This is a genomic window from Yersinia entomophaga, assembly GCF_001656035.1.
Classification (GTDB): Bacteria; Pseudomonadota; Gammaproteobacteria; order Enterobacterales; family Enterobacteriaceae; genus Yersinia; species Yersinia entomophaga.
Map to the genome: position 1 here is coordinate 1,231,317 of NZ_CP010029.1, position 12,081 is coordinate 1,243,397.

The window sequence follows — 12,081 nt, forward strand, 5'->3', positions numbered from 1 at the left end:
TATGATCACAGCCTATCATCAGCTGCGCAGCACCTTCACTCGCCTGTCTCGTTTTGAACATCTCTCGGCTATTGCCGGCTGGGACATGCAAACCATGATGCCCCCTAAAGGCAATTTGGCTCGCTCAGAGGCCTTGGCCGAGCTAAACGTGCTGCATCACCAAATTCTGACCGCGCCACAGGTCGGCCAATGGCTTGAGCAGGCGGAACAGGAAACTCTGAACGATATTGAGAAAGCGAATCTGCGCGAAATGCGTCGCCACTACGATAACGCGGTACTGGTGCCAGAAAGTTTGGTTGAAGCGAAATCGCTGGCAGGCGCGCGTTGTGAACATGCCTGGCGTCAGCAACGCATCAATAATGATTGGGCGGGCTTTGCAGAAAATCTGCGAGAAGTGGTGAAACTTAGTCGTCAGGAGGCCGAGATCCGTGCGCAGGCTGCCGGCACATCTCGCTACGATGCGTTATTAAACCTGTATGAGCCGGGTTTACGCAGCAGCGATTTGGATCGTATTTTTGGTGATTTAAAGCAATGGTTACCAGATTTGCTGCAAAAAGCGATCGTCAAGCAGGCTAAACAACCACATTTAACACCAGTCGGCCCATTTGATTTAGAGAAACAGCGCCAGCTTAGCCTGAGTGTCATGGCGCTACTTGGTTTTGATTTTGACGGTGGCCGGGTTGATGTTAGCGTACATCCTTTCTGCGGCGGTGTTCCGCAAGATGTACGTATCACTACACGTTATAACGAGAAAGAATTCACTAGCGCCCTGATGGGGATCGTTCACGAAACGGGGCACGCCCGCTATGAACAGAATTTACCGCGCGAATGGTTAGGCCAACCTATTTCTCATGCTCGCTCCACGGCGATACATGAATCTCAAAGCTTGCTATTTGAGATGCAATTGGCACGTAGCGACGAGTTTCTAAAGCTTTTGCTCCCCCTTGCTATCAAGCACTTTGGCGAACAAGCGGCGTTAACCGAGGACAACTTTATTGCGCTTAATCAGCGTGTTGAAGCCGGTTTTATTCGGGTGGATGCCGATGAGGTTAGCTATCCGGCTCATGTGATTTTGCGTTACGAAATCGAAAAAGCGCTGATCGAAGGCGAAATTGAGGTTGAGGACATTCCGGCACAGTGGAATGAAAAAATGCAGCGTTATTTGGGGCTAAATACCGAGGGCAACTATCGCAACGGCTGCATGCAAGATATTCACTGGACCGACGGGGCTTTTGGCTATTTCCCAACTTATACCTTGGGCGCAATGTATGCCGCTCAATTATTCCAAACGGCTCGTGAAGCGATTCCAAATCTGGATCAACAAATTGGTAATGGCGATCTCAGCGCCTTATTCGCTTGGTTGCAGCAAAATATCTGGCAGCACGGTAGCCGTTATCTCACCGACGAGTTGATAATTAAAGCCACGGGCGAAACTCTTAATCCGCGTTTCTTCCGTCAGCACTTAGAGCGCCGTTATCTCTAAATCTTGCCTCAGGCCGCCTGAAAATGGCGGCCATGCTTTGCCCCTGGCATTCATAAATTATTTAATAACAACCACTCACACTAATTTTTAATGCTAATCGCACAGCCGAACGTCTAATACAAACAAGATTTAAACAAAATCCCGTTTCCCCTGTGAAATCCCCTAAACCCCTAAATTGGATATTTACACACCAAGACAGAACGCCATATTGAGCAGCTTGGGGGCTACCTAACTGCCCTGCTACTATCTGCAGGACTTTTAGGCGTTGTTATATTCCCCGATTATTTGTTAATCGCAAAAGCTTCAGATGGCATTATTTGAACTAAAGCACGCTGTATGTTGTAACTAAAATGAGATTCGAAGTGATGAAGTTATGCTTTAGCATCATCAACTCTTGGCTATGTGCAGAAAATGCAGAAAAGTACGATGGGTAAGCTTTTACTCTTCAGAGGCGTAAATTGCGTCGCTTGATTTGTCATTATATTTGATAGAGCTGCTTAGTTAGACTGATAAGAGAGGTTCCGGGGTTAGTTCGAAATTTAAGCGGGTAAAACTATCAGCCCACAAATTCCTTTGTTTACCTCAGTTAATGCTCGATATTTATTTTTCGATGCCCCCTCCCCGCACCTCTTTAAATAAGAATGGCCATCCCTGATAGAGATAATCGAGGGATGGCCAGAGTCTTAGATTAGATTTATTACAGTATCCAGTATGGCATCAAACTCTGTTTACAATGCCACCCCATTAACACTGAATTCCAGGTTGGATGTTGGTTTAGCAATATCAATGGACGATACCTCCACGCCGCCGACAAAAATAGATGCTTTTATCGGATTCAAACCTTCCTCTACGTTAATGTGGAATTTGTTCATACAGGTGGCATCAATGCGGTTAGCAGAGAGTTTGAATTGCTGAACGACCCCACCTTCGAATTGTACTTCGAGATAACAAATATTGGCTCGGTTACCGTCACCTTGATAAACCATACCGAATGAACCATGTAATGCCGGGAAGATATAACTGCTCAGCGCCCCCTGAGGATCGTAATAACCAACCAATGTAGTGACCGCTACCCCTTGTTTATATGGACGTTTGGCTTCGCTCAGCGAGTAATCGGCAACTTCCAACCAAGTTTTACCATTAGATAAATAAACGGTGTTGTGGTTATAGGCAATGGTATAGAGCTGGTTATTCACATGAAGCAAAGAAGTAGAGTTAGTTACGTTTTTAACTCGTACGGCTTTACCTTTATTCTCCTCTGTAGCAATAGGAATATAAATATCCTTAGCAAAACTCTTATTTTTAAACGACACGGTAATCAGATCATGGCGTTCAAGTAATGCCGTCATTGATGCCATGGTAACTTCTGAAGGCGCTGCATCTTTATTTGACTTGGTTTCCACCCGGTTTTCCCAAGGTTCCATTGTTTGAGTCGTGGCATTCCACTTATTAAAACCGGTAGGCGAATGGCGATCAAATACGGCTTTATTCTCCAGGAAAGTTTGAATTTTTGATAACGAATAAGGTGTATGCAGGGTAAAAGCATTACTTTGCATATACATTGGCGAACCACTCGCCATCGCATCGCGACCAAAACTGTGCCCGGCAAAAGGTGCTGCGCATTGCTCATCCTGACAGGTTGGTTTGTTGCTGATTGTATTTTCGAAGTTAGGGATGAACTGATCGTTATCGCTGTCCCAACCCCAGCAGGAGTTTGGCTTATCCGGAGCCTGATGAATAGAACCCGCGTATCCGTTTGGATAATGTCCTAAACCGTAGTTATGGCCAACTTCATGGCTGAACTCATTCCCAATACTGCTTTCCAGGGTCACAATACCGCCGCCGCCGGATAAACCATGTACGATAATCCCATTGACGTACTTACCAATGGAATTATGCGCAGTAAGCTGTGCGGTACTGTACGGATGGCCGTTTTCCCCTTTCCCTTGTGAGGAGTTGATACCGTAGTTAGCATTATTAATACCGATGGAAATCAGTTCTTTACCAATGCGCTGACGCATTGTTCCCTCATAAACGCCACCGGTGCTTGGATCGTAATCGGTTAGCAGCACACCTTCCGGCAACATCACTTCTTTGAAATACTGCGGTTCGTACTGTGAAACGATCAGTCGGCTCAATGGAACCTGTTGGAAATACTGGCGATGATATTCATTTTTTTTCTGGAATTCGAATGCGTTGCGATACGGCGTTAACATACCTAAATCAATGGTGTGGATAATTAACTCGTTCGACGCCCCAACCTGGATATTACCAAGTTGGCCGTGTTTGCCGTTATGTTCAAAATCAAGCTGAATACCTGGAACGATTTTTTCAAACGGAATAATGACCGACCAGAAGCCTTCACCAAAAGAAATCTGGCTATATTTCACATCATCCAGACTGTACCAAGAACCTTTATAATTACGCAGCACTATGGTCAGACCACGATTCAGCGTAACTTTTTTACCTGAGTAGTGGATAAATGAATTATATCCGGCATTCGAGGAGAAAGTGACTAATTTACCATCCAGTTCATCCGCAACAGGCATATAAAAATCTTTAATCCAACCACCATCTCGAGTGCTGATCTTTAAACTGTTATTGGTAGAAAGAATGGATTTAATCTGATTACCTTGCGTATCATTTTGTAGTTTATTCAGCTCGGCCTGACCAGAAATGGATTTGTCATAAACTGCCGGTTCAATAAAGTCATCTTCACTGCCGTTGAAGTCTTTAATCTGCTCAACCAGCCGCGTCAAGTCCTTGGGCGGACGCAGGGTGTAAGTGCCAGCCACCTGATTTTCCGCATCTTTCAGAGTCAAAGTGACCGGAATAGCCTCGTCAATCTCTTGTTTTGATTTAAACAGGACCATAGTTTTCTTATGCGATGTTAAATGCGGCTGAATATCATCGTTAAGATGTTTACCAGCCGGAATCACACTGTTCTGTACAAAAAGAATAGAGGCAGAAAGCTCCCCACCGAGATCGCTTGGAAAATCGTTGTTATTAAATGTAATAACGTTTTTTTTGTCGGTCGTTGTCTTTTCCATTTTTAATACCTTATTTAATTGATGTTTTTTTTCACAGAGTAATAGTCTTGGGCCAATATCTACCCTTCCCATCCACAGATATTAACTTGCGTATTATCATCTACTGCCAGTTAATTCCGCGGCATCAAGTAAATTGCATAACACCAGATAGAATTAGACTGAACTGATTGCTGCGGCATTCCCTAGCAGATAAATAAATTAATTTTATTATTAATTGTAAATAATAAACTCCTTATCATTTCGCTTGGGAGTTAACAGCCTACTCCAATAAATCCGATAATATGATTTAATTGTCTTTCTCAGTTAAAAAATAACTGAGCGAGTGTAACTTACAAATAAACATTGAGTGCAGTCAGAAATTATCGGGGTAAATAAGAATATGACTTCTCAACTCCATTAATTTTGATGGGATGATTTGCATACGGCTAGAACAACAAAAATTGTTCTCTGAAACCAAGCAAAAAGACTCACGTATAATTGGGTGTTGGCTGGCCGGATGCTCTGATAAATGTTTATCTCGTCTTTGATAAAATTTATTATCACTATCGCGCTATTTACGCTAAAGAGATTCTAAAAGATACCGATAAGTCATAGTGTAGCTTACATGGCGTCGCCTTAGGCGCTCGTTTTTTATTCGACCTGAGCAGGCCTTAAGAATGGAACAGGTGTTACCCTCAACGATAGAACTAACGCCCAGATCGGAGAAGATAGTGCCTTATTCTGCTCATGCGCAATTATCAACGCGAAACAGGGATAGCACAGAAAGTAACTTGCTGATAACAGAAAAAATCGACAACAAAGATTCTGGCTATTTGACGTGGCAGAAATCGATCGGTGATTCACTGAGTGACCTTTACCAGTTATCTGATGCTCAGACAAAACAAATTCAAGAACAAAATGAGCAGCATAGATTGCGTATTCACGCGCTGTGGCAAGATATGGAAAGTCATATTTTTCAACATAATAGAGAATACAGCCAGCAATTATTGTCCTATCAGGATAAAGTGCAAAAATCGCTAATTGAATTTGCCCAACAAAACCAGTGTGATGCTCAAAATTACAATACAAAGATGGCTGAAGCGTTAGAAATACGATTTAGTCGGTTAAACCGTCAATTGGAATTAAGTAATCTGGCTTTGGATAAACAAATTAGCCAACAGCATCGTATTACCAGAAAAATGACGCTGGCATTAGGCCTGAATATTCTATTTTCATTTATGTTACTGATGACATTTTTTTATCAACATCTCGGCTGGTTAACCATGCAGTAATTCAATATTAGAACAGAAATGGCCCATATAAATATGAGCCTTTTTTATCAATTTTGTCTTAGCATTAATTCCGCAGTTCGCGTAAGTCAAAACGAACAGGAATAGTAATGCTGATTTCTTTTCGATTAGCCATTATTTCCTCCGGCGCTGGCGGTAAAGGTTGCGCACGCTTAGGCAGAGCCAAAGCTTCATTATCCAACGAGTCAACGCCGCTGCTTTTCATTAAGCGAGTCGCTGAAACCAGCCCTGCTTTATCCAGCGTAACGCGTACCAGCACGATACCCTGCCGACTCTGGCGCACCGCAATGGGCGGGTAACGCTTATGGCGGCTAAGGTGTCCCAGCATTAGGCTACTCCAGTCAGGTATGCCTTGGGTCTGCGCAAAACTGTCACTGGTGTAAGGCGCGGCGATACGTTGCTCTGCTGCGCTCGGAGGCGCGCTGGTTGCTTCGGCTGACGGCGTAGTACTTGGTAACGAGTCCAGTGAGGGCGCATTATCGTTTTGCGTTTCACGACGCTGACTTACCGGTTTCGGTTTTTCTATGACCTTATTTTTCGCTGCCAATATTGCGGGCTTCATCGCTTCCGGCGCTGCCGGCTGCACGCTTTCCTGCCGTTCCGTTTCTGATTTCACGCTGGATTCCGGCGCAGATAGCACTTTGGGCGGCCCCATAGGGACATCATTTGGCGCGGGGACGGATTCTATTTTGTCTGCCAATACCAGCATCAACGCCGGTGGCGGCGCGGCGGTAACCGAATCCGCAGCAACATAATGATAAGCCAGCCAGCAGATCAGGCCGCCGTGTAACAGTAAAGCCAGAACGGTGCTACCACTCCAACGAACACGCTCCCGGCCACGCATAGGCATCATGGCAATATCTGACGGCGCCGACAGGCTATTTTTAGTGGTTTGCATTGTTTTCCTGCTTGGGTAAGAAAGGATAACGAGGTAACTACAAAGAAGGTCACTTGAGTTGGCTATTTGGGCAGTAAAAAAATAAAAACAGTATAAACATTGGTAGATTAGTTATTCGTCAGCATAATTCATCGAATATCTATCTGAACCCAATAACGAGAGAAATATTTGACCTGAACTGGCAAGACATCGGGTAACGCTTTAAGAATGCGGTCAGTATCCGCCAAAGGGAAAACCCCCGACAAACGCAGACTGGAGGCTTCCGGCTGACAACGCACTACGCCGGAACGATAGCGGCTTAGTTCGGCAAGAAAATCACTGAGTTTCTGATTGTCGACTAATAATTGCCCCTTTACCCAAGCGCTTTTTTCTCGTATTAACGGCTTCACCCCGCATCCAGATGCGGACAGCCAACCACCCTGCCCAGCCGGGATAGTCAGGCTCTGCCTAAGAGACCGCGGTGATAACCTTACCGCCCCCTGATAAACATCCACCTCACTCTGCGTTCCCTTTAAGTAAACGCTAAATCGTGTTCCTATCGCCACAATACGGCCCTGTGGCGTTTCCAGGCTCAGCGGACGGGGAAAATGCGCCTGCTGTTCCAACTGGCCACTTTCCACCATCACTTCCCCCCGAATTAGCACAATCTGGCGAGCCACATCGCTGTAACGCACATTAACCGCCGTTTGAGTATTGAGCTGTAGGTGCGTGCCATCTTCTAGCGTCAGACTTTTTTGTTCGCCAATATCGGTGTGATAGTCAGCCTGCCAAGATAGCCAGCCCCTAGAGTGACCACCCAGAATCACCCCTCCGCCGGTGATACAGCTGGCGGCCAGTAACTTCAATACGCCCCGCCGATTGGTTTTCCCCAATTTGGTTTTCCCCAATATAGATAAAGTGCTGTGGGCTGCCTGAACGTTGAGGCGACTAAAATCGGCGCAACAAGACTCAATATGCCGCCACGCCCGCTCATTATCCGGATGCTGATTACGCCAATGTAACCACGCCTGCCGATCCTGTTCCGTCGCCGCATCGTCCATTAAATGCGTCAGCCAGAAAACCGCCTCCCGCGCGCTTTCGCTGGCAATAGGCACGCCTTGGGCATCCTGAATCGTCGGATTATTCATTGGGGGCATGGTCATTTCAGCAGCTATTCATATAGGGAGATGTTTACTTAAGACGGCAGTCATCTAAGAAGATAGCGCGAAAAAACACTGAAGATTAGCGCGCTGTAGGTACTGTTTAACCGAACTGGCAGAAACCCGCAGACGTTCAGCAATATCGCTGTAGCGCATACCCTGTAAGTGAGCCAACAGGAAGGCTTCCCTCACCTGCGGCGGTAAACCATCGAGCGCGGCATCCAGTTTTTCCAGAATTTCCAAGGTTAATAGACGAGTTTCAGGCGATGGCGTAACCACTTCGGGTAATGCACTGAGAGCCGAGAGATAAGCATCTTCAATCGTTTTGCGACGATAGTGATTAGCCACCAGACGCCGCGCCACGGTGGCTAAAAAGGGACGGGGCTGACGAATTGCCTGCGCATCGGGATTAATCAGGATATTCAGGAAGGTATCTTGCGTGAGATCTGCCGCATGTTGCGGACATCCCACTTTGTTGCGCAACCAGTGATAAAGCCAACCGTGATGTTCGAAGTAAAGTCGCTGGGCAAAACCATGCGCACTGGCTGATGTCTCCCTCATCGTCAATTTTAACCCCGAAAATTACAGCTCACTTGAATGATAATGATTATTATTTATATTTTCATTATTCTATGTCAAGTTATTACTCGCAGTGAGTCTTATTTTTATAGCAAACCGCTTATTTCTCCCTTTTGGTTTCCCGTCGTAGTCCCTGTCTATATGGCAAAAAAACGGCATCCGCCAAGGATGCCGCTGTTTGAGCTAGCGTTGGTCTTAGAATCGTTGAGAAACGCTCAGCTTTATATTACGACCAACGCCAGAGACCGACTCGCCAAGGTACGGGTAATACTCAGTGTTAAACAGATTATCAACCGCCACCCGTGCTTCAAATCCATCCAGCGAAGCTGGCTGCCAGCTGGCAAACAAACCGTGCAATACGTAACCTTTGGTTTTCGGTAATGACCAGATATCCGCTTTAGGATCGCCATCTGACGGAGAACGGTCCTGCTTCCGCACGAAATCCCCTTTCCAGCCGAATGCCATGTCCCATTCAGGCATTTTAACCCCTAGCATGGCATGTGCCGCAGTCGGTGGAATTTCTGCAATCCAGGTGCGGTTGCCCCAAGGGTCGCGCGGCGAAGCATCTCTTTCCCCACGAATGGTGGAATAAGACAAGTTGCCGAAAATTCGCTCACTATCATAGAAGGTTTCAATTTCTAACCCTTCGATGGTATAGCCCGGTAAATTGCGGTAATTGGAAAGTGTCCCACTACAGGAAGACGAACTACCGCTGACAGATTGGGCGTCACACAGCACGCCGCGGCGATAGAAGATTTCGTTTTTACCCCGGTTACGGAACAAGGTAGTTCGAATTTGCAGACTGTCCTGTTTCGTCATCAGATCGTTAAAATCGAGGATTGCGCCCATGCGAATCCCGGTGATGGTCTCCACATCCAGATTGCGACTGGTGCCCGGTATGCTGGACGCCCCAGACTGCACCTCGTACTGCTCATCCACCACCGGCGCGCGCCAGGTGCGGCTGATGTCAGAGAACAATGACAGATTCTGCGTTGCCTTCCACATCACCCCCAAATGCGGAGACCAGCCGGTGTAAGTCACACGACTGTAGTCGTGACCGGCCGCTGGATCGCGGTCATTAAAACGCGGAGCGAAGTTCGGCTGCCCGGTATTGGTCACGTGATCGTATCGCACACCCGGCGTGACGGTCAGGCTCCCCAACGTCAGCGCATCTTGCAGATAGAGGCTGCGGGTTTCCTGCTCTCCCGCTGGCATATAATAAGGCTGGAAATAGCCATAGTTATAGCTCGGGTTATTTTTTTGAGCTGGATAGTACATCAAGGTGTCGCGTTCGTGTTTATGCCAGCGCGTCCCCACCGTCAACACATGTTCCAGCACACCAGTGCTAAAGCTGCTTTCATTGTTGATATCCAACATGTTGTCTTTATAACTGACCCAGCTTTCATTACCCAAACTGCCGAGGAAACTGGTAGATGCCGTTTTCGGCCGCTGATCGTATTGTTTGGTGCTGGAATTGGCATAAGTCACGGTCATATTCAGTAACGGGTTATCTTCCGGAGAAATATTCCATTTTACCGAGTAGTTGCTGTCCACCTGATCCCGTAACACCAGCTTACGTCGCCAGGCTTCTTCATAGCCATATTTCTTGATATCTGCGGCTGATGGGGACGGCATATCGTCACGTTTGGCGGCAAAAGGCTGCCAGCCATCGGATTCCGAACGCATCGCCGATAAGGTTAGAGTCTGAGAATCTGTCAGATAAATATTGGTCTTGAGTAAATAAGAGGCCTGATCGTTAGTGGAGTAGGCAAATCGCGTGCCGTCCGGGCGGCGGATATTATCTCCGTCACGTTTACTCATATAGATTAAGCCGTCGGCCAGCCCGTTTTCCGTGCGACCGTATAAAGCAGAACTATAGATATTCTGTCTATCATTAGTGTGGTAACTGTATTTCAGCAGGCCACCGAAGTTTTCACCCGGTTTAAGCATATCACCGGCGTCTTTGGTTTCGATTTTCACCGTCCCGCCAAAGCCCCCGTTACCATTCAGCAGATTGTGAGGGCCTTTATCCACATCAATACGCTTAATCAGCTCCGGCTCAATAAATACCGAACCCTGTCGATATTTTTCGAATCCTTTTGGCGCACCATCGAGGGTGATTTTTACATCTTCCATGTCGCCCATGCCCCAGATATTCAGGCTTTGCCCGCCGGGACGTGGCGATCCAGCCATAGAAACACCGGGTAAACGGTCAATTAAACTGGCCAGATTATCCGCCTGCGCTCGGGCGATATCTTCCTGACGCAAGGTGGAACGCCCTGCCTGTAAGCTGTTTGCCATTCCACCAATCACCGACAGCTCCGGCATGGTAATGCTGTCATCGGAAAGCCACGCCTGCGGAACTTCCATCAACCGGTAACCATTCGGCGTTTTGACCGCCTGTAGCCCGCTTCCCGCCAAGAGTTGTGCAAACGCCTCCGACAAACTTTGCGCGTTATTCACGCTAGCAGCGGTTTTGTTCTGAGTCTGCTCGGCGGTGAAAGTCAGAATAATGTTAGCCTTGCTAGCTAAGGTCTGTAAGGCCGCGGTCAACGATCCTCCCGGAATGCTGTACTGCGTCGTCCCCGCGCTAACATGCTGATCCGATATTTTTTCCTGAGCCATCAGTTGACCCGGCAGACTAATACCTAACGACAGTAGACCGGATAAAGCGTAGCTGACAGGGCGAGCGGCGCGATGAGATGATAGTTGCTGGTGAATAAAATGCGCTTTCTTAACTGCCATGGAAATATGCTGTGATTTCCCGCTATTTTTTATAGTCATAACGTTCCCTGAGTGCATTGATATGAAAACTCATCAGAGAGGTCACGCGAGAATAAAAATCGGGCAGAAAAAAAACATAATTGTATATATCGTCGTTTAGCCTGAGCAATCGCCCCCACGCAGGCGACTGGTTTTCAAGTATAAACAGCCGCTGTACAAACGGTTACACGCCGAAACCAATGACTCACGGATCTTCCCATCAGCATTCCCTACACTCTTTTTAACGGCCCAATCGAGCCGCCCCTAAACAGAATGCCGAGGAAACACCCATGAAAAAATTATTAGCCTTAGTTGTTGCTGCTACTCTGGGCTTGTCTTCTGCGGCTTTCGCCGCTGACACCACTGCCGCTGCACCAGCAACCGCTGCCACTCATAACACCACGGTAAAAATGGCTCATGAAAAACACGCCAAAAAAGCCGTGAAGAAAACCGAGCAAAAAGCACAGGCTGCTAAAAAACACCATAAAGCCGTAACCAAAGCGCCAGCGCAGAAAGCGCAGGCCGCCAAAAAACACCACAAAACCGTAACCAAAGCGCCAGCGCAGAAAGCGCAGGCCGCCAAAAAACATCATAAAAGCACGGTAAAAGCGGCACCAGCGGCTAAATAACTGACCGAATGTAACGAAGTCACACCTGACTCGCTCAACACCCGGTTATACCGGGTGTTTTTTATCGGGGGTCGTCACCATGCTGCGTCGCTACCTATTCGAAATCATCCTGACCGCTCTGATTCTGTGCGGTCTGATTACCCTTAGTTTTTACTTATAATTCTAATTAAGCCATCACACGAAAATATCGAAAAATCAATTGCTGAACAGCCCGACAGGGTGAATTATGTCTATAGTTACCGGTAGCAATA

General features: G+C 46.9%; 9 protein-coding genes. 4 read left to right on the forward strand and 5 right to left on the reverse strand.

The features are described 5' to 3' along the window. Window position 1: 1 nt before the first annotated feature. The gene (locus PL78_RS05515; RefSeq protein ID WP_064513836.1) at window positions 2-1,483 is read left to right on the forward strand and encodes a carboxypeptidase M32; all 1,482 of its coding nucleotides are present in this window, start codon (window positions 2-4) and stop codon (window positions 1,481-1,483) included. Between the two features lie 728 nt (window positions 1,484-2,211). Here PL78_RS05515 and PL78_RS05520 read toward each other — a convergent pair. After that, complete coding sequence (locus PL78_RS05520) at window positions 2,212-4,533, reverse strand: M66 family metalloprotease (protein WP_064513838.1); 2,322 nt, start codon at window positions 4,531-4,533, stop codon at window positions 2,212-2,214. 656 nt (window positions 4,534-5,189) lie between these two features. Here PL78_RS05520 and PL78_RS05525 point away from each other — a divergent pair. Continuing rightward, entirely contained in the window at window positions 5,190-5,804 is a 615-nt protein-coding gene (locus tag PL78_RS05525) for a hypothetical protein (protein ID WP_128821807.1), read from the forward strand. A 64-nt stretch (window positions 5,805-5,868) separates the two neighbouring features. On the opposite strand, the gene PL78_RS05530 is transcribed toward PL78_RS05525, so the two are convergent. The 4 genes from PL78_RS05530 to PL78_RS05545 form a co-directional block, all read right to left on the reverse strand. Then, the gene (locus tag PL78_RS05530; RefSeq protein ID WP_084414292.1) at window positions 5,869-6,720 is read right to left on the reverse strand and encodes an energy transducer TonB; all 852 of its coding nucleotides are present in this window, start codon (window positions 6,718-6,720) and stop codon (window positions 5,869-5,871) included. Window positions 6,721-6,848: 128 nt separating this feature from the next. Then, window positions 6,849-7,862, reverse strand: a complete 1,014-nt coding sequence (locus PL78_RS05535) for a FecR domain-containing protein (RefSeq protein WP_235601008.1) — start codon at window positions 7,860-7,862, stop codon at window positions 6,849-6,851. Window positions 7,863-7,910: 48 nt separating this feature from the next. Then, a complete protein-coding gene (locus PL78_RS05540; RefSeq protein WP_064513844.1) occupies window positions 7,911-8,420 on the reverse strand; it encodes a sigma-70 family RNA polymerase sigma factor in 510 nt (169 codons plus the stop codon). 213 nt (window positions 8,421-8,633) lie between these two features. Beyond that, entirely contained in the window at window positions 8,634-11,063 is a 2,430-nt protein-coding gene (locus PL78_RS05545; protein WP_235601030.1) for a TonB-dependent receptor, read from the reverse strand. 428 nt (window positions 11,064-11,491) lie between these two features. Between PL78_RS05545 and asr the strand changes: the two genes are divergently transcribed. After that, on the forward strand, window positions 11,492-11,830 hold the full coding sequence (gene asr, locus PL78_RS05550; RefSeq protein WP_064513846.1) for an acid resistance repetitive basic protein Asr: 339 nt from the start codon (window positions 11,492-11,494) through the stop codon (window positions 11,828-11,830). A gap of 79 nt (window positions 11,831-11,909) precedes the next feature. Continuing rightward, on the forward strand, window positions 11,910-11,990 hold the full coding sequence (gene ydgU, locus PL78_RS21175) for a small membrane protein YdgU (RefSeq protein ID WP_456294428.1): 81 nt from the start codon (window positions 11,910-11,912) through the stop codon (window positions 11,988-11,990). Window positions 11,991-12,081 lie beyond the last annotated feature (91 nt).